22 protein-coding genes and 1 other annotated feature are annotated in these 18,141 nt (G+C 56.1%); of the genes, 17 read left to right on the top strand and 5 right to left on the bottom strand.

From position 1 onward, the window contains the following. Positions 1-139 precede the first annotated feature (139 nt). The 4 genes from IT084_RS09460 to IT084_RS09445 all read right to left on the bottom strand — a co-directional run bounded on the left by IT084_RS09460 (position 140) and on the right by IT084_RS09445 (position 2,490). Positions 140-460, bottom strand: coding sequence for a hypothetical protein (locus tag IT084_RS09460; protein WP_195712616.1), 321 nt, complete (start codon positions 458-460; stop codon positions 140-142). Between the two features lie 13 nt (positions 461-473). Continuing rightward, a complete protein-coding gene (locus IT084_RS09455) occupies positions 474-1,160 on the bottom strand; it encodes a Crp/Fnr family transcriptional regulator (protein ID WP_195712615.1) in 687 nt (228 codons plus the stop codon). Between the two features lie 7 nt (positions 1,161-1,167). Next, positions 1,168-1,728: a DUF1638 domain-containing protein gene (locus tag IT084_RS09450; RefSeq protein WP_195712614.1), complete on the bottom strand. Its 561-nt coding sequence runs from the start codon at positions 1,726-1,728 to the stop codon at positions 1,168-1,170. 81 nt (positions 1,729-1,809) lie between these two features. Beyond that, the gene (locus tag IT084_RS09445) at positions 1,810-2,490 is read right to left on the bottom strand and encodes an epoxyqueuosine reductase (RefSeq protein ID WP_195712613.1); all 681 of its coding nucleotides are present in this window, start codon (positions 2,488-2,490) and stop codon (positions 1,810-1,812) included. A 272-nt stretch (positions 2,491-2,762) separates the two neighbouring features. Between IT084_RS09445 and IT084_RS09440 the strand changes: the two genes are divergently transcribed. The 3 genes from IT084_RS09440 (at position 2,763) to IT084_RS09425 (ending at position 5,453) form a co-directional block, all read left to right on the top strand. After that, positions 2,763-3,428 (top strand): lipopolysaccharide assembly protein LapB, encoded by a 666-nt coding sequence (locus IT084_RS09440; RefSeq protein WP_195712612.1) that lies wholly within the window; start codon positions 2,763-2,765, stop codon positions 3,426-3,428. A gap of 237 nt (positions 3,429-3,665) precedes the next feature. Continuing rightward, positions 3,666-4,178 (top strand): anaerobic ribonucleoside-triphosphate reductase activating protein, encoded by a 513-nt coding sequence (gene nrdG, locus IT084_RS09435; RefSeq protein ID WP_195712611.1) that lies wholly within the window; start codon positions 3,666-3,668, stop codon positions 4,176-4,178. Positions 4,179-4,358: 180 nt separating this feature from the next. Continuing rightward, the gene (locus IT084_RS09425; RefSeq protein WP_207744511.1) at positions 4,359-5,453 is read left to right on the top strand and encodes a BsuPI-related putative proteinase inhibitor; all 1,095 of its coding nucleotides are present in this window, start codon (positions 4,359-4,361) and stop codon (positions 5,451-5,453) included. Between the two features lie 53 nt (positions 5,454-5,506). Here the strand turns inward: IT084_RS09425 and IT084_RS09420 are convergent, their stop codons facing one another. Beyond that, on the bottom strand, positions 5,507-5,734 hold the full coding sequence (locus tag IT084_RS09420) for a zinc ribbon domain-containing protein (RefSeq protein ID WP_195712610.1): 228 nt from the start codon (positions 5,732-5,734) through the stop codon (positions 5,507-5,509). Positions 5,735-5,904: 170 nt separating this feature from the next. Here IT084_RS09420 and IT084_RS09415 point away from each other — a divergent pair, with 170 nt between their 5' ends. The 14 genes from IT084_RS09415 to IT084_RS09350 all read left to right on the top strand — a co-directional run bounded on the left by IT084_RS09415 (position 5,905) and on the right by IT084_RS09350 (position 17,493). Further along, a complete protein-coding gene (locus tag IT084_RS09415) occupies positions 5,905-7,449 on the top strand; it encodes an MBL fold metallo-hydrolase RNA specificity domain-containing protein (RefSeq protein ID WP_195712609.1) in 1,545 nt (514 codons plus the stop codon). A 73-nt stretch (positions 7,450-7,522) separates the two neighbouring features. Further along, positions 7,523-8,347 carry a peptidoglycan editing factor PgeF gene (gene pgeF, locus IT084_RS09410; protein ID WP_195712608.1) on the top strand — a complete coding sequence of 275 codons (825 nt, stop codon included), beginning with the start codon at positions 7,523-7,525 and terminating at the stop codon, positions 8,345-8,347. A 5-nt stretch (positions 8,348-8,352) separates the two neighbouring features. Continuing rightward, a complete protein-coding gene (locus tag IT084_RS09405; protein WP_279327857.1) occupies positions 8,353-9,069 on the top strand; it encodes a response regulator transcription factor in 717 nt (238 codons plus the stop codon). Continuing rightward, complete coding sequence (gene pnpS / locus IT084_RS09400; RefSeq protein ID WP_243276883.1) at positions 9,066-10,466, top strand: two-component system histidine kinase PnpS; 1,401 nt, start codon at positions 9,066-9,068, stop codon at positions 10,464-10,466. The genes IT084_RS09405 and pnpS overlap by 4 nt, the downstream gene beginning before the upstream one ends. An 82-nt stretch (positions 10,467-10,548) precedes the next feature. Next, positions 10,549-11,304: a phosphate ABC transporter ATP-binding protein PstB gene (pstB, locus tag IT084_RS09395; RefSeq protein ID WP_195712606.1), complete on the top strand. Its 756-nt coding sequence runs from the start codon at positions 10,549-10,551 to the stop codon at positions 11,302-11,304. A 16-nt stretch (positions 11,305-11,320) separates the two neighbouring features. After that, complete coding sequence (phoU, locus tag IT084_RS09390; protein ID WP_195712605.1) at positions 11,321-11,980, top strand: phosphate signaling complex protein PhoU; 660 nt, start codon at positions 11,321-11,323, stop codon at positions 11,978-11,980. 184 nt (positions 11,981-12,164) lie between these two features. Next, complete coding sequence (locus IT084_RS18200; protein WP_195712604.1) at positions 12,165-13,109, top strand: HlyD family efflux transporter periplasmic adaptor subunit; 945 nt, start codon at positions 12,165-12,167, stop codon at positions 13,107-13,109. Further along, a complete protein-coding gene (locus IT084_RS09380; RefSeq protein ID WP_313885456.1) occupies positions 13,102-13,812 on the top strand; it encodes a YggS family pyridoxal phosphate-dependent enzyme in 711 nt (236 codons plus the stop codon). Before IT084_RS18200 ends, IT084_RS09380 begins: the two co-directional genes overlap by 8 nt. A gap of 15 nt (positions 13,813-13,827) precedes the next feature. Beyond that, positions 13,828-14,271, top strand: coding sequence for a cell division protein SepF (locus IT084_RS09375; protein WP_243276882.1), 444 nt, complete (start codon positions 13,828-13,830; stop codon positions 14,269-14,271). A 31-nt stretch (positions 14,272-14,302) separates the two neighbouring features. Next, positions 14,303-15,130, top strand: coding sequence for a pyrroline-5-carboxylate reductase (gene proC, locus IT084_RS09370; RefSeq protein ID WP_195712603.1), 828 nt, complete (start codon positions 14,303-14,305; stop codon positions 15,128-15,130). Between the two features lie 12 nt (positions 15,131-15,142). Then, entirely contained in the window at positions 15,143-15,415 is a 273-nt protein-coding gene (locus IT084_RS09365) for a YggT family protein (RefSeq protein WP_195712602.1), read from the top strand. A 21-nt stretch (positions 15,416-15,436) separates the two neighbouring features. After that, positions 15,437-16,222 (top strand): RNA-binding protein, encoded by a 786-nt coding sequence (locus IT084_RS09360; protein WP_195712601.1) that lies wholly within the window; start codon positions 15,437-15,439, stop codon positions 16,220-16,222. A 313-nt stretch (positions 16,223-16,535) separates the two neighbouring features. Continuing rightward, a complete protein-coding gene (locus IT084_RS09355) occupies positions 16,536-17,201 on the top strand; it encodes a DivIVA domain-containing protein (protein WP_195712600.1) in 666 nt (221 codons plus the stop codon). A 4-nt stretch (positions 17,202-17,205) separates the two neighbouring features. Then, positions 17,206-17,493, top strand: a complete 288-nt coding sequence (locus tag IT084_RS09350; RefSeq protein WP_195712599.1) for a DUF167 domain-containing protein — start codon at positions 17,206-17,208, stop codon at positions 17,491-17,493. A gap of 97 nt (positions 17,494-17,590) precedes the next feature. Further along, positions 17,591-17,814, top strand: a binding site (T-box leader). Positions 17,815-18,141 lie beyond the last annotated feature (327 nt).

Genomic DNA, 18,141 nt, shown 5'->3' with positions numbered 1-18,141 from the left:
GTGATTCCTCCTTTTAAATTTTTTATAGCAAGCTTAAAAGCTTTAGCATTATATTACTTGTAAAAGCAATTAAAATAAGTAAACTGTTTTACAAGAAAAATAAAAAGTTGCCACAAATGAGCAGCAACTTATAATTTCTTTACTTGGATATCGGTTTATATAAAATTATGCCTTGTTGTTGCAAGTGTTCCAGGGATTCCTGCAGCTCTGTATGGCTGATACCAATCAAGTTGGCGAGTTTGTGGTAAGAAATGCTGGTTAAATCCGAAGTTCCGTCCTCACCCTCACAGAGAAACAGGTTCAAAAGCATTTTAACGGTTTTGCCGAGGGGGGTGCCGGCTTTGATTTCGAATAGTAAATCCCGCATCAAATTTACCCGGCTGACCATTTTTTTAATTTGGGCGTCAACTTCTTCTTTATCCCTGCTATGCTTGGGGCAATGTAATTTATTTTGATTCATACCACCAGCCCCGTTACACGGCTGCGATGGCGCCGGCAAGTTTTTCCCTGTTTAAAAGGATAAATTGGTGTCCCCTGGTGGTGATGGCCCCCTCCTGCTTCAAATCGCCCAGAACATTGGTTACCATGACCCGTGAGGCGTTGACCAGGGATGCTATATCCTGGTGAGTGAGGTCGATATCGATAATGGTTCCTTCGGGAGAAGGTTTTCCGTATTCACCGGCCAACCTAAGCAGCACGGCCGAAATTCTGCCTTTCACATCCTGGAAGGCAATGCTGGCTACTTTCTCGGTGTAATTATTTAATTTGCCCCCCAGAAGTTGGATTATTTTCAGGGCGGTTTTCGGGTTTTGCAGCAAAATGGCGAAGTGTTCTTTGTTACATGAGCAGATAAAGGTATCCTCCATCGCCTGGGCATTCATGGTATGGCGGGCGTTCTCTTCAAAAAAAGTGTTTTCACCGAAAATATCATCCTCTTTGAGGATATCGAGGGTAATTTCCTTACCGCCTTCGGAAACTTTGAACAACCTGACCCGGCCATACTTAATCAGGTAAATAGTATGCGCGGGATCTCCATCCCGGAAAATCATTTCGTTCTTGCGGTAAACTTTTTTACCGGCCAGTACCCCTATTTTTTCCCGTTCCGTAAAATCAAGGGTGGCAAACAGGGCCAGCTCTTTCATGCATTTAATTTTTTGCATTAATTGTTCACCCGTTCAAAAGTTGTTCCAACAGCTTGCGTAAATTGTCCAGGTCCACCGGTATAGTTTCCACGGGCACTTGAGCGTAGTCATAGAATTCAAGCAGATTCATGTCGTCAATGGGTACAATTCCAGTGTCCAAAAGCAATATACGATCATAATAACCGAAATTTTGCCGGGCATCAACCGCGTCCCAACCCAACCCTTCCATAAAAATCTTGCGCCAGTTTTCCAGCCACCCGCTGGTAAGGTAAAAAGTTTTGGCTTCGGCGTCCAGCTCCGCCATTTTTTCTCCCAGGAGCATCTCAATACAACTTTTAGCCTGAATTACCCGACCACCGTGTTCCGCAGCTATTTGCTCCAGCTCCGGGTGGCATTGATTCCCTATTATCAAAAGGATATCGTTTCCATCCATCCCGCGTAAATTTTCGGTTACGGATTGGGCCAGCTTATCAAGATCCACGTGTAAAGCTGCGTCAATGTAGGTAATATCCGCATTTTGTTCCCCCAACAGGTGTTCCAGTTCATGACGCAGGATGCCGCAGCATAATATTTTTTTTCCGGACAAACTGTTTCACCCCCTGGCATTTTGTTATAGCATAAAAAAATATGGGCATTGGTGCAGTAAAACAGTTTACACAAATTTAAATCATTTTTGTGCACATGCCTTAACGCACATGCCGCAGCGCTTGCCGGCGCTGGCTACAAACATATAATGGGCGCATTTTTCCTTATTAATAGTCCAGCCGGTTTGCGGGGAGTAACTTTTTTCCCAGTCTTCCAAAGCGCCGGATGGGCATTCCCGCACGCATTTTAAACACTGGTGACAAACAGAGATAGTCAACGGCTCGTCGTAATCCAGCGGGGCGGTGGTAACTACACTGGCCAGCCGCACCCGGGCATAGTGCTCCGGCGTGAGGAGCAGGTTGTTGATTCCAAAGCTGCCCAGGCCGCACAGTACGGCTGAATGCTTGTGGGACAGGTCCCCTTTTAAGCGCGGGTAATCGCCGATGGCGGCTTCCGGTCCAAAGGCCACGCTTTCGTATCCGCCTGACTCCAAAAAGCGTGCTATTTTGTGGGCCGTCCGCAGTAAAAATTGGTTGACGGCTTCAAATTCCACCATGTACTGATTTCTGGTTACGGGAAGGTTGTTCAAAGGCCCGTCGTTCAGCTTGTAGGCAAATGTGACGACGCTTTTTGCAGCCGGCAGGAAATCCCCGGGCCGGTGGCCGGGCGGCGCCAGGTGGTAACGCTCCACGGGGGCTGTGCCGATGGCTGTTATGCCCAGATCGCGGGCATATTTTTTAAGTTTTTCAGTCATTCCGGTCATTGGTGAATCATCCTCCTTTAAGATAAAATAATATATAAAATTATATAGATAATTAATTGGTTTAGCTGTTAAAAAATTTACAATGGGTGGGAGATTGTTCCATCCGGTGAACCCACACTTACGTGAACAATTTATTGCTGTTGTATTGTAGCGAAGGCGTAATGGCTTATTCGGGCTTTCTCCCGCATGTTGATTTGTTTGGTAATAACTTTAAATTGCTTACGGAAAGTGATATATTAATTGGAAATAATGCAGGACGGAGATGGCTTTTTTTGAAAACGGTATGGATCTTCGTGCTTTTATCCATGTTGACCCGTAACCCGCTGGTGGCGCTGCTGGTCATTGCCTTGCTATACGTTTTTATCGACCGGAGATTTATCGGCATTTTGCCCGATTTCCTGGCCCCCCTGCGGCGCAGAAAACGAGCGGCGGAGCTTTTGCGCGAGGTTCAGGTCAACCCGCAAAACGCCAACGCCCAGCTGGAACTGGGGGAATCGTTTTTTTTACGGGGACAGTACCGGCGGGCCGTGAATCACTTGCAAAACGCGCTGGTTAAAATGGAAGATTCCGCGCTTGCCAGATTTTACCTGGGCGCCGCGTATTTTCACCTGGGCCAATTGGACCAAAGCCGGCGGGAGTTGGAAGAGTCCGTTCGGCTCAACCCCAAGATTGCCCACGGTTACCCTTACCTGTACCTGATCAAGCACGGGCACAGGGTCGGGGACGATTCCCGCGGGGAAAAGCTGGTTGATGCGTTGCTGCGTTATGGTTCGGTGAAGTCTTTCTTTGACACGGGCAAGTACTTTAAAAGTATAGGCCGGCGACGTGAAGCGGCCCGTTTTTTTGACGAGGTGCTGGATATTTATCGCCTGTCCTCTCCAACCATGCGCCGCAACTTTAGAAAAATGGCGATTTACGCCAGGCTGTTCGGGCGGTAGACTGAAAGAGATTGCAAGGGTTAACCCCGGGCCGCTCCGTCATAGCCCAAGAGCCATGACCCCTTGGGGCGTGCAGAAGTAATTTGGCTGTTTGTTGAAAGCGTTAACAGCAGGTAACTCCGGCCGTAGGGGTAAAATTGTGAAACGAATGGAGGAAACCGCCGGTGCGCCGGATAACCAAAGCGAGCAGCAAGGGGCGATCCGGCGACATTCTGGAATGAGTGGAGGGATACGGGAATGAACGATAAAACCGTTAGATTGGCCGGCCTTACGCCGGAGAGCGTTGTGGACGGGCTGGGACTGCGGTTCGTGATCTGGGCGCAGGGCTGCCGGCACCGCTGCCCCGGCTGCCACAGCCCCTTTACCTGGGATTTTGCAGGCGGCCGGCCTTACGATATGGACGAAATAATTAACCAGGTCAAAAGAAACCCGGTGTTGAAAGGCGTTACCTTCTCGGGGGGCGACCCCATGGAACAGGCCGGCAAGTTTGCCTACCTGGCCGGGGAAATTAAAAAATTGGGACTGGACGTGTGGTGTTATACCGGCTACACGTTCGAGCATATCTTGCAAAACATGGATAGCCGGGCGGGTTGGAGGGGGTTTTTGGAAAATATTGACGTGCTGGTGGACGGGCGGTTTGAACAGGATCAAAGGGACCTGAACCTGGCCTTCAGGGGTTCCCGCAACCAGCGAATCATTGACGTACCCGCCAGCTTAAGGTCGAACCGGGTTACCCTGCTGCAACTGTAGTGCCGGGTGTTGCGTTTTGCGATTCTGGTTGTTTGCTATAGTTGAATTAGGCAAACATGGTTTGATTTACCGAAAGAATGCCGGTTGCCGCGAGCAGCAGGGAAATCACCTTTCTCCTTTCCGTTACATACAGTAAGGTTAAGATTCTGATTAACAACGGAAAGGAGGTATTGATCCGGCGTGGCAATATATACGGTTAGATCAGGGGACACCCTTTACTTGATAGCCGGACGTTTCGGCACCACCGTGGAGCGGCTGGCCGCGTTGAATAATATTACCAGCCCCAATAACATCTATGCCGGGCAGCAATTAATCGTTCCCGACGTACCCGGCCAAACGCCCCCCGGGCAGACAACCCGGGGCACGTTTGCCACCAGGACGGTGCGGGGCCTGCGTTACGTGCTGGTAACCGACCGCAGGCAATATGCCCGCGGGGAACAGGTTCAAATCACGTTCACCAAGTGCAATATCACAAACCGCACCATCACCTTGCGCTACTCCACCGGCCAGCGGTTCGACATTGTCGCCTTGCACGGAACGAGGGAGGTCTGGCGCTGGTCCGACGGCAGGGTTTTCACCCAGGCCGGGGGAACCGAGGTGCTGGAGCCGGGCGAATGCCGCACCTATACGGCCACCTGGGATTTGCGCAATAAACAGGGAAATTACGTGGCTCCGGACAACTTCACCATCCGGGCTTTCAATGTGGCTGAAAACCTGCGCGATGAGTACGTGCAGACGGTAATCCAGGTGGTCGGACCGGGACAGGTGCCGCCGCCCACTACGGAGCCGTGCCCGAGGGAAAATATTATCCGGGACCCGGGTATTGAGCAGTGGAGAGACATTAACACTCCCGTTGTTTGGACCGGTATCAATATTCGCCGCACCCGGCTGTCCCACTCCGGCTCGTTTGCAGCCGAACTGGGGGCTAGGGCCAATCGCCTGGCGACGTTGTCCCAGCAGGTGTTGGCCTCGCCCAACCGCATCTACCGGATCGACTTCTGGGCCCGGGAGAACGTGCGGGCCGGGGCAACGGCGAGGTATGCGCTGGAAGCGGAGATACGGTTATACAACAGGGCCGGCCGGTTCGTCGGCCGGGTGGATCCAAACTATAGCCCCGGGCAGATCCCGAACAACACCTACGAGTTTTATTCTTTCACCACGGGGGTGCTGCCGGAGGGAACCTACCGGATGGAACTTCGCTTTATCTTCTATGGTCGTTTCGGCAACGACAACAGTGTCATCATCGACGATGTAACCGCGGTCTGTGTCCGGTAAAAATAAAAGGCAACCCGCTGTGTGCAGGTTGCCTTTTAAAGTATGCCCGCTGTTTAATGGCCGCAGCTGCTGCAATTGGAGGAACTGCAGGTGCCGCAGCCGCCTCCGCCTGCGACGGGGCCGCCGCTTTCAGTACCCTTGGCGCTGAAACCCGACATGACCCGCTTCGGCCCCGGGGTGGTGCAAGAGGGGCACTGGAGATTTTCACCGCTTTCTCCCATCGAACATAATTTTTCGAAACGGTGACCGCATTTATGGCAACGGAATTCGTAAATCGGCATTTACATGCACTCCCTTCATTAATTAATTTATGCCTCCGGGTTTGTTCTGTCAAGGGTGGAATTACTTTTTACCTCTTATTGCAGGGAATGTCGTTTTATGTGGAGAAAAGTTATTTGCAAAGTAACCGGAGTCACTACGCATATAATATGGTATTGGAGGAATAAATTTAATGCGGATAACTTTTTACGGCGCGGCTCAAACCGTTACCGGCTCCTGCTTCCTGGTGGAAGCGGCCGGCAGGAAAATCATGGTCGATTGCGGCATGTTTCAGGGTTACCGGTTGTCCCGTGAGCGCAACTACCTGCCCTTTGCCATGATCCCGTCGAGCGTTGATTTTTTATTGCTCACCCACGCGCACATCGACCACAGCGGCCTGGTGCCGAAATTTTACAAACACGGGTTTAAGGGCCGGGCGCTGGCTACCGACGCCACCGTGGACCTGTTGGAAGTATTGTTGCCCGACAGCGGCCACATCCAGGAGATGGAAGTAGAACGCCTGAACCGGAAGGCCAGGCGGGCGGGCAAAAAATTGTTGGAACCCATTTATACCGCCGAAGACGCCTTTCGTTACGTGAAAAGGATAGAACGGGTAAAATATAACAAAATAGTCAGCTTGAGTGACGATGTTACCGTCCGGTTTGCAGATGCCGGGCACATTTTGGGGTCGTCCATTCTGGAAATGTGGGTGCGCGAGGGGACCAAGCAAACCAAGCTGGTGTTCAGCGGGGACCTGGGCGCTTCCGGGAAGCCCTTCGTCAACGACCCCGCCGTCATCGAAGAAGCGGATTACCTGGTAATGGAGTGCACCTATGGCGACAGGCTGCACCAGAACAAGGGCAACAGGCTGGAAAAACTCCGTGCAGTGATCCACGAAACATATAACAAGGGCGGCAATCTGATTATCCCCGCCTTTGCGGTGGAACGTACCCAGGACCTGATTTATGATATCAACCTGTTAATGCTCAGAGGGGAACTGCCGCCCGTCAAGGTTTATATAGACAGCCCCATGGCGGTGGCCGCCACCGAGGTTTTTAAGCGGCATCCCCATTACTTTGACCGCGAAACCAGCAACCTGATTTCGTCCAGCGGCAACCCGCTGGCCATGCCGGGCCTGCACTTTTCACGCACTCCCGAGGAGTCCCGCGCCTTGAACGATATAAAAAGCGGGGCGATCATCATGTCCGCCAGCGGCATGTGCGATGCCGGGCGCATCAAGCACCATTTAAAACACAACCTGTGGCGCCCGGAGTGCACCGTGCTGTTTGTCGGTTACCAGGCTCCCGGTACCAAGGGGCAGCGCCTGCTCAGCGGCGTGCCCTCCATCCGCATTCACGGCGAGGAGATTGCAGTGCGGGCGGATATCAGGAGCATTGACGGCTATTCATCCCACGCCGACCGGGAGGGCTTGCTGAATTGGTTGAACGCCTATAAGCGCAAGCCCCTAAAAGTGTTTCTGGTACACGGGGACCCCGAAGCCCTTAATGTGATGGGACAACTGATTCCCGAAAAAATCGGGGTCCCGGCTCATGCCCCCGCCTGGCAGGAAACCGTTGATCTTACCCCGGGAGTGGTTTTCAGCGCCGAAGACTTGCAAAGGGCGTACCAGGCGGTGGCGGCCAAGATGGACAGCTTGCTCCAATCGCCGCCCGACCAGGCGGTTTTCGAGCGGGTGATGAAACAGCTGAAAAACCTGGAAAGCGTAATTGGTGGTTAGTGGTTGGTCGCTGGTGGTTGGAAGAAACCGCCGGAGCGCCCGTTAGATAAGAGTATCTGGAAAGGAAGTTGTTATGGATCAAGGCTTCCAGCTCAACCGGCATGACGACCTGGTTTACCTGACCATCCCCTCCTTCACGGCCACCGGCCTGGTGGCGCACGCTTTCACCACCCGGCTGGGCGGCATGAGCGCGGCTCCTTACGAGTCCCTGAACCTGGGGTTCCACGTGGGGGACACCCCCGGGGACGTCGCCGCCAACCGGGAACGCGTCTGCCGGCTGCTCGGCGCCGGTCTCTCCCAGCTGGTGGCGGGGCGGCAGGTGCACGGCAACCGGGTGATTACCGTTGATGCTTCCCAAGCCGGCCGGGGTGCCCTGTCCGGGGAAGACGCCCTGCCGGGCGTGGATGCACTGGTTACTGCCGAGCCGGGGGTGCTTCTTTCCAGCTATTACGCCGACTGCGTGCCGTTGTTTTTCCTGGACCCGGTGCGCAGGGTGGTCGCCCTGGCCCACGCCGGGTGGAAAGGGACGGTGCTGCGCATCGGCGCGGAAACGGTGCGCCACATGGAGGAGCATCACGGGTGCAGCGCCGGGGACATTTTGGCGGCCGTGGGGCCCGCCATAGGGTCCTGCTGCTACGAGGTGGACCAGCCGGTTATTGAAGCGGCGCGGTCCTGCTTGCCCGGGCGTGTTCCGGCCCGGCCCGGCAGGCCAGGCCGGTGGCTGCTCGACCTGCCGGAAATGAACCGCCTCATTCTGCTGGAGGCCGGAATCAGGCCCGGGCATATCACCATGGCCGGTTATTGCACGGCCTGCCGCGGCGACCTGTTTTACTCGCACCGGGCGCAAAACGGCCGGACGGGCCGTATGGCCTCGTTAATCATGCTGACCGGGGGTTGATGAAATTGCCCAGAATACTGGTGGTTGACGACGAGAAAAATATCGTGGAATTGATCAAGTTCAACCTGGAGCGGGAGGGCTTCCAGGTGATTGCGGCGTATGACGGCCTCGAGGCCCTCAGGCAGGTGAAGTCGCAAAAGCCGGACCTTGTTGTTTTGGATGTCATGTTACCCTTGATGGACGGGCTGGAGGTTTGCCGGCAGTTAAACCAGGACGCGGAAACGCGGAGCATTCCGGTGATCATGCTCAGCGCCCGGGGCGATGAACTGGATAAAATACTGGGGCTGGAGATCGGGGCCGATGATTATGTGACCAAGCCCTTCAGCCCCAGGGAACTGGTGGCCCGGATCAAGGCCAGGTTGCGCCGCCTGCAGCAGCCCGGCACCGAAGACAGGGAACGGGAGGGCGGCGGGCAAAGAATGGTTCTGGGCCGGCTGGTGATCGACCAGGAAAGATTTGAGGTGCTGGTGGACGGCGAGCGACAGGATTTAACTCCCAAGGAATTTGAACTGCTGCGCTTTATGGCCAGTGAGCCGGGTAAAGTTTTTTCCCGCGAGCATTTACTGGAAAAAATCTGGGGTTACGATTTCGCAGGCGACTCCCGGACGGTGGATGTGCATATCCGGCATTTGAGGCAGAAGCTGGAAAAATACCCCGGTATGCCCCAGTATATTGAGACCGTACGCGGAGTGGGCTACCGGTTCAGGGAGGTGTCCAGTTGAAATTTTGGCGTTTCTTCCAGGGCATTGGCTGGCGCCCCGTAGCCAGTTATTTTTTTATGCTGTTTTTGTTTTTCGCCATTCTCAAGCTCTATGCCGCGCAAAAAATCAGCTTCGCCGGCGCAGCGGCCGTAACCCTGCCCCTGGCCGCCGGTCTGGCCTGGGTTCTGTACCGGCGGGTGATCGGGCCGCTGAACGAAATTATTGCCGCGGCCAGGGAAATTGCCCGGGGAAATTTGGAGCGGGAGATCAATATCACCTCCCGGGATGAAATAGGGGACCTGGCCAGGAGCATCAACGATGTGGCCGCCCGCCTGCGGGTGACCATTGATGAAATTACGGCGGAAAAAAACCGGGCCCAGGCCATTTTGAACAGTATGGCGGACGGGGTGATCGCGGTGGACAGGGAAGCCCGGATCATCATGGTCAACCCCGCCGCGGAAACGATGTTCGGCATCAACCAGGCGGGCTGCAGCGGCAAAAGCCTGTTGGAAGTAATCCGCAACTATGACCTGGACCGGACATTGCACAAGGTGCTTGCCGGGAACAAGCCGCTGACCCGGGAAATTCAAATCATTTCTCCCGAACCCCGTATTTTTCACCTGCACATTACCCCGCTCAACGTAGGCAACCAGGACGGCGCCGTGGTGCTGCTGCGGGACGTCACCGAGCGCAGGCGCGCGGAGCAGATGCGCAGCGAATTTGTGGCCAACGTGTCCCATGAGTTGAGAACACCCCTCACCTCCATCCGCGGGTTCGTGGAAACGCTGCTGGACAGCGGTACCGACGACCCCGAGATGACCAGGCATTTCCTGGGGATTATCGCTTCCGAAACCGGGCGCCTTTCCAAGCTGGTGGAAGAACTGCTGTACCTGTCCAAGGTTGAGGAACGTCGCGTGATCCACCGGTGGCAGCGCGTGGAAATCGGCACCCTGGTGGACCGGGTGCTGGCCGTCTGCGGCAACCACGCCGAGGAAAAGGAGATCAATATCAGGGCCAACCTGCCGCCCCGCCTGCCCCCGCTGTTCGGGGACCCCGACATGCTGGCCCAGGTGTTGATCAACCTGATGGACAACGCCATTAAATACACGCCCTCCGGAGGGACCGTGACGGTAAGCGCCTCCGTGGAAGAGGACGAAATCAGGATTGACGTCGCCGATACCGGTGTGGGCATTCCCGCCGAGAGCCTGCCCCGCATTTTTGAACGGTTTTACCGCGTGGACAAGGCCCGCTCCAGGGAACTGGGCGGCATCGGGCTGGGGCTGGCCATCGTCAAGCACATCATCAAGGGGCACGGCGGGCGGGTTGAGGTGAAAAGCGCTCCCGGCAAAGGCTCGGTTTTCTCTATTTTCCTACCCCTGGAAAACCCTTCCGCGCCCGGTGGTAACGACAATGCTTAATATAAAATTAACATTCCGCTAACAAGGGTCTAATCAACTGCTGGTACAATGAATAAACTTAATCGGACGGTGGAGTGGCCGAATGGAAAGCAAAATTTCGGTTCGGAACCTGAATTTGTTTTATAAAAATTTCCATGCCCTGCACAACATCAACATGGACATTGTCGCCAATAAAACAACTGCGTTGATTGGACCGCCCGGTTGCGGCAAATCAACCTTTTTGCGTGCCCTGAACAGGTTGCACGATTTATACGAGGGCGTGCGGGTGGAAGGAGAGGTTTTACTGGACGGGGCCAATATCTACAATGACAAGTGCAACGTAATGTCCCTGCGGAAAAAAGTGGGGATGGTGTTCCAGAAACCCAACCCCTTTCCCATGTCGATTTATGACAACGTGGCCTCCGGACCGCGCATCCACGGCATTAAAAACCGCAAGCGGCTGGATGAAATCGTGGAAATGAGCTTGCGCGCGGCGGCGCTGTGGGAGGAGGTGAGCGACCGCCTCAAGTACCCGGCCATGAACCTGACCAGCGGTCAGCAGCAGCGCCTGTGCATTGCCCGCTTGCTGGCGGTCGAGCCCGAGGTGGTGCTGATGGATGAACCTACGTCGACCCTGGATCCCGCTTCCGCGTTGGAGGTGGAAGAGCTTATTTACATGCTCAAGCGGAACTATACCGTTGTAATCGTAACCCGCAACATGCGGCAGGCGGCCCGGGTTTCCGACTACACCGCGTTTTTTCTGGCGGGCAACCTGGTGGAATTCGGGTCCACCGGCCAAATTTTCACCACACCCGCGGACCGGCGCACCGAGGATTATATCACCGGGCGTTTTGGTTAAGACAGGGGGGGATTACATGGGGGGCAGATCTGCTTTCGAACGCCAACTCAAGGAGATTCAGCAGGACATTTTGCGCCTGGGCAGCTTGGTGGAACAGGCGGTGTACGATTCCGTGCAGGCGCTGACCAAGCTGGATGTAGCCATGGCCGCCCAGGTGATCATGGGTGACGAGGTGGTCGATGAGCTTTGCCGGGAAATTGAAGACAAGTGCGTTATGATAATTGCCACCCAGCAACCCATGGCCAGGGATCTTCGAGTGGCGGTGGCCGCCATTAAGATAGTGCTCAGCCTGGAGCGCATGGGCGACCACTGTGTGGATATCGCCCGGGCCACCATGTGCCTTTCCGGTCACCCCCTCAGGGTTAAACCGGTGCAATATATCCCCGAGATGGCGGGTATCGCGCAGCGGATGGTAAAAGATAGCCTGGACGCCTATGTTTCCGGGGACGTGGAAAAAGCCGGGGACATGTGCGCTATGGATGACGACGTGGACTTTATCTTCAACCGCATTTTTCGCGAACTGATCGGCTGCATAAAGGAGGACCCGGCCAACGCTTACCAGTCCGCTTATCTGCTTTATGTAAGCAGGTACATCGAGCGGATTGCCGACCACGCCACCAATATCGGCGAGGCTGTGATTTACCTGGTTACCGGTGAAAGACGGGAACTCAACTGACGGTTTCACCCGGCCGGGCAAAAAAAGATGATGAACTGATTAAAATAGGCCCCGGGCGGGCTGTTTTTTTGTTTTTACCGGCAGGAAATTATCATTTTATGAGGTAGTACTTTATTATGTAATTTTTGACACCCGCCTGTAAAATCTTTTTCAATATTTTCATAACAGTAAAAGGGGGGGCGGTGTGGGGAGATACAAGCTTCGTCCCAGGCGGTTTATTCCGGCGGTCGCCCTTTTATTCTGCGTCCTTGCGGTCACCCTGTGGGGCGTCTGGTACGGGGCGGCCTGGGCCAAAAGCGCCGTGCTGGCGCGGTTGCTTGACGTGCGCCTGCTCGCCCGGGAAGAGATTGTCAAGACCACACCGGTCGAGGGCGTCTTAATCAGGCGGGAGGAGACGGTCAAGGCCCCCGCGCCCGGCAAATTGCGTTTGCTGGCGCGCGACGGCGAGCGGCTGCGGGTGGGCGCCCCCCTGGCGGAAATCCAGGGGGTGTCGAGCCATAAAGTGTGGAGTCCCGGGGCGGGGGTGTTTTGCACCCACCTGGACGGCCTGGAGGGCTTGCTCGTGCCCGGGATGATCGATGTATTGGACATGGGAGCGGTTGAAAGAATAAGTAATAACCGGGAAGTCGCCGGGGGCGGCGAAGTGACCGGAGGGGAATTAATCGGCAAACTGGTGGACAACCTGCAGCCCGTGTTGATTTACATCAAGCTGGACAACCCCGGGGATGACGCCGCCCGGTTATGGAAAAAGGGGACGGCGGTTCATTTGCTCTGCAACGGGCGGGAGCTTACGGGCGGAATTACCGAAGTGCGGGGCGGGGGCGATGGCCTGGAAATGTTTGTGGAGGTTGAAAAGTACCCGGAAAGCTTTGTGCACGAGCGTTACCAGCGGCTGGAGCTGGTGACCCGGCGGGTCGCGGGATGGCTGGTTCCCGAAAGGGCGCTGGTGTTTAAAGACGGTAAACCAGGAATTTATGTGGTGTCCAAGCAAATCCTGCGCTGGATGCCTGTGATCGCCAGGGACAATGTTGACGGCAAGGTGGCCATCAGCGGCGAAGGTTTAAGCGAAGCGCTACGCTATGTGAGCAATCCGGCCTGGGCCCGGGAAGGCGCCCGGCTGGATGACTAGGGGATGGTTTTTCTTGGACGTGCGGGACAACATGCAGCGGGTCAGGGAAAGAGTGTGCCGGGCCGCCGCGCGGGCTGGCCGGGACCCGGGCAAAATCACAATCATTGCGGTTACAAAGCAGGTGGATGTATCCCGGATCAGGGAAGCCTTGGAAGCGGGGATAACCGACCTGGGAGAGAACCGGGTGCAGGAAATGACGGCCAAAATGAGCGAGTTGCCCCCCGGCCTCCGCTGGCACATGATCGGGCACCTGCAGACCAACAAGGTCAAATACGTGGTGGGCCGGGTTGACTTGATCCACTCGCTGGACAGGTGGAACCTGGCCGTTGAAATCAACCGGCAAGCCGAAAAGCTGGGCGTTGACGCGCGGGTGCTGGTGCAGGTTAACGTTTCCGGCGAACAAAGCAAGTTCGGGATCAGTCCCGGCGAGGCGCAAGACTTTTTGGATGCGCTGGGGGACTTGAAGCGAATCAAGGTGCAGGGCCTGATGACCATCGCTCCTTACGTGGAAAATCCCGAGGAAGCCAGGCCGTATTTCCGGGAACTGCGCCTGCTGGCCCGGCGGCTGGGCGAAAACGCGGCGCCCGGCACGTGTTTGGATTACCTTTCCATGGGGATGACGGCCGATTTCGAGGTGGCTGTGGAAGAAGGAGCAAATATGATACGCCTGGGCACGGCGATTTTTGGTGCCCGTACATACTAAAAAGGGGTGGGCGATTTGTCAAAGAGGTTTATGGACAAAATGCTTAATTTCATGGGTTTCGAGGAAGAGCCGCTGGACGAGAGGGAACAGGAAGGGCGCTTTGTTGAAGAGGAGCCCCCTGTGCAGCCGAGACCTAAAAAAAACCGGGGCCAGGTGGTGAGCCTGCACGCGCAGCGCCAGGTGCGGGTGGTGGTGGCTGAGCCCAGGAGTTTTGACGACGTGCAGGGCATTGCCGACAACCTGAAAAGCAGGCGACCGGTTATTATCAACCTGGAGCAGGCCGAACCGGAACTGGCCAAGCGCGTGGTGGACTTTGTCAGCGGCGCCACCTATGCGCTGGACGGCAGCATGCAAAAAGTGGGTAAAGGAATTTTCTTGTTTGTGCCCAACAATGTGGACATCGACAGTGTTGCGGGGGAACAGGCCAGGGAGAAGGGGATCTTTGCCTGGATGAAGTAACTGGATCAGCTGACGGAAGGATGCTATACATATGTTGCTGGAAAATTTAAATATGGGATTTATCGGGGGAGGAGCCATGGCCGAGGCCCTGATTGCCGGTTTGACCGGGGCGGGCCTGGTGCCGCCGGAGCGAATCCGGGTAAGTGATGTAAGCGGGGAGCGCACGGCGTACCTGCGGGATAAATTCGGAGTTGTGACGGTTTCGGATAATGATGCGCTGGTTGGCGATGCCGATATTATTGTTCTTGCCGTAAAACCATTTGTTGTGGGCGAGGTGCTGGCGGAAACCGGGGGACGGATTGGCGACAGGCACACCGTTATTTCCATCGCGGCGGGGATATCCACATCTTTTATCGAACAGAAATTGGTGGGGAAAGTACCCGTGATCCGGGTCATGCCCAACACCCCGGCGCTGGTCGGCGCCGGAGCCACGGCGGTATGCCGGGGCAGGTGGGCTTCGGACCGGCACCTGGAACTGGCCCTCACCATGTTCGGCGCGGTGGGCCGGGCGGTGCCGGTTTCGGAAAACCTGATGGATGCGGTTACGGGTCTTAGCGGCAGCGGTCCGGCATATATGTATATTATAGCGGAAGCGCTGGCCGACGCCGGTGTGCGCGTGGGACTGCCCCGCGACGTGGCGCTTACCCTGGCCGCCCAGACCATGCTGGGCGCTGCCCGGATGATCCTGGAAACGGGGCGGCACCCCGGCGTGCTCAAGGATATGGTGACCACTCCCGGGGGCACCACCATCGAAGGCCTGTTTGCCCTGGAGGAAGGCGGCCTGCGGGCGGCGTTGGTGCGGGCGGTGGAACGGGCGACCGCGCGCTCCCGGCAGCTTTCGGGGGAGGATAAAAAATAAACGGGGTGACTTATGAATATCGGCATCACAACAATCGTTAACGTGGCCTTTCAGGTTTACACCTGGTTGATATTTATCCGCATTATTCTATCCTGGGTCAGGGTTAATCCGTACCAGCCCATAATCAGATTTATTTATGAAACCACCGAGCCTGTACTGGGCCTGTTCAGGCGGATCATTCCGCCGGTGGGGATGATCGACTTTTCTCCCATCGCCGCCTTTTTTGTCCTGGAACTGCTGCGCAGGCTGATTATCAGTTTACTTCTGTCCGCGGGGATATACTGACAAGATGAGGAGTGAACAGGCATGAACCGCGAGAAGTTGCTGGATGCGGCAACCTCTCCGGAGGACAGGGAAATCCTGGCCCGGGTTCTCGACCTGGCGGAAATGGTTCAGAAAACGCACCGGCCCCAGGCCACCGGTTTTTATGACCCTTACCGCTGCGGGTTGGTAGCCCGGATCGTGGAGTCGGTCCCCGGCCTGGCGGCAATGGTTGACGGCGGGTACCCCGCGGCGGAAAGGTCGCGGGTTTTAATTTACCCCGATTATTTACAGCACGCCGGAGTCGACACCGGGCTGGCTTTCATTGAAATCAGGGGAAACTTCCGTTTTCACCCGGCCACGCACCGCGATTACCTGGGCGCCCTGCTGGGCCTGGGACTGCGCCGGGACAAGCTGGGCGACATCCTGGTGGGTGAAAACGGCGCCCAGGTGATCGTGGCCCGGGAAGTGGCGGGCTACATAGTGGGAGGACTCGGCGCCGTGGGGCGGGTGAGTGTCACCGTTCGGGAGATCGCCCGGGAGGAACTGGCGCCGCCCGAGCAGGTGTACCGGGAAATCAGGGCCACGGTGCAGTCAATGCGCTTGGACGCGGTGGCAGCGCACGGGTTTGGATTGTCCCGGAGCAAAATGGCGGGAGAGATAGCAGCCGGCAAAATTTTTCTCAACTGGCGCCCCCGTCTCGACCCGTCGGCCGCGGTCAAAACCGGGGACATGATTTCCGCCCGGGGTCGCGGCAGAGTTGAGGTGGTGGAGACCGGGGGCCAAACTAAAAAGGGCCGCATTACCGTGGTGCTAAGAAGGTACCAATAAGTGGTCGGTCGCCGGTAAACCGCCGGAGCGCCCGGATAATCCAACGAGCTGCGGGGCGATCCGGCGGCTTTCTGGAATGAGTGGAACACTGGAAGCGGTGCTTAGCCCGTCATAGCCCGAGAGCCATGACCCCTTAGGGCGTGGAGAAGTAATTTGGCTGTCTGTTGAAAGCGTTAACAGCAGGTAACTCCGGCCACAAGGGTAGAATTGTGGAACGAATGGAGGAAACCGCCGGAGCGCCCGGATACCCCAACGAGCAGAGCAGGGCGATCCGGAGGCTTTCTGGAATCAGTAATACCTTGGAGGTGGTTGGGTGCTGACCCCCCTGGATATACAGAAAAAGGAATTCAAACGCTCTTTTCGCGGGTACAACGAGGATGAAGTGGACCAATTCCTGGACCAACTGGTGCAGGATTACGAGGCCCTGTATCTGGAAAACCAATCGCTGAAAGAGAAGCTGGAAACAAGCGAGGCCGCCAAGGCCCGCTACCAGGAAATGGAGAAAATTATCAAGGACGCCGTGATCATGGCCCAGAAAAATGCTGAAGATCTGCAGAACAATGCCAGGCGGGAGGCCGAGATGATCCTGGAAGAAGCGCGCCTCAACGCGGAGAAAATCACCGGGGAGGCCGAGGAAAAGGCGCGGCGGGTGTTGCAGGAAGCCCGGGAAAAGGCGCGGCACCGGATCCAGGAGGCCGAGGACCGGGTTCGGGCCGTCATGGACGAGTACCGTTTCCTGGAGAAACAGGCCGGCATTTTCCGGATTAAATTCCGATCGTTCCTGGAAGCCCAGCTGAATTTACTGGACGGCCAGGAGGAAGAGGCCCGTGAACTGATGAGTAGGATCGGCCCGGGTTGGGTTGAAGCGGCCGTTAGCCGCGCCCGGGTTGGGGAAGACGCGGCGGACCCGGGGGAAAACGAGCCCGGCGCCGCCCCCGCTGGCGACCTGGAGCAGGGAGAAACAACTCCGGCGGAGTGATGACATGCTGGATCTGAAACAGGATGACGGCGGGGTTACCATCAGGGTGCGGGTTCAGCCCAAGGCCTCCAAAAACGAAACGGCCGGTTTTCTGGACGGGGCGCTAAAGGTGCGCCTGACGGCGCCGCCGGTGGACGGGGCGGCCAACAAGGCCTGCATAGAATTTTTATCCCGGTTGTTCGGGGTGGCCAAGAGCAGGGTGGCTATCGTACAGGGCCATACCGGACGCAATAAAACGATCCGGATTGAAGGCCTGTCGGCTGCGGAAGTACGGGACAAACTGGGCGGCTGAAAGGAAACCCCAAAAGAATGCGCAGCATACAAAGCTATTTGCCCGTAAATGCTCAAATATTGACTATAACGCTTTTGTTCTATATAATAATGTAGTTGTAAAGCCGGTGAACGGGAAGAGTAAACGTTAAGACCGTTTGTTCAGAGAGCCCGGGTTGGTGCGAGCCGGGTACGGGCGAGCGTTGAAAATCACCCGGGAGGCGACGGCTGAAATCCTTGCGGAGAATAAGCCCGTCCGGCAGCCGCCGTTACCGGTACAAAGCGGGGTCGGCATGTCGCCGGTCCTATTAGGGTGGTACCGCGGAAAAAATCCGTCCCTTACCGGGACGGTTTTTATTTTAGTGGCGTAAAATAGCCCGTCATAGCCCAAGAGCCATGACCCCTTGGGGCGTGGAGAAGTAATCTGGCTGTCTGTTGAAAGCGTTGACAGCAGGTAGCTCGGCTACAAGGGTAGAATTGTGGAACGAATGGAAGAAACCGCCGGAGCGCCCGGATAATCCAACGAGCTGCGGGGCGATCCGGCGGCTTTCTGGAATGAGTGAACACTGGAAGCGGTGCTTAGCCCGTCATAGCCCGAGAGCCATGACCCCTTAGGGCGTGAAGAAGTAATCTAGCTGTCTGTTGAAAGCGTTGATAGCAGGCCGCTCCG

It is taken from the genome of Desulfallas sp. Bu1-1 (assembly GCF_015594625.1).
Lineage (GTDB): Bacteria > Bacillota > Desulfotomaculia > Desulfotomaculales > Desulfallaceae > JADNRQ01.
This window is presented reverse-complemented; position numbering and strand designations above follow the sequence as displayed.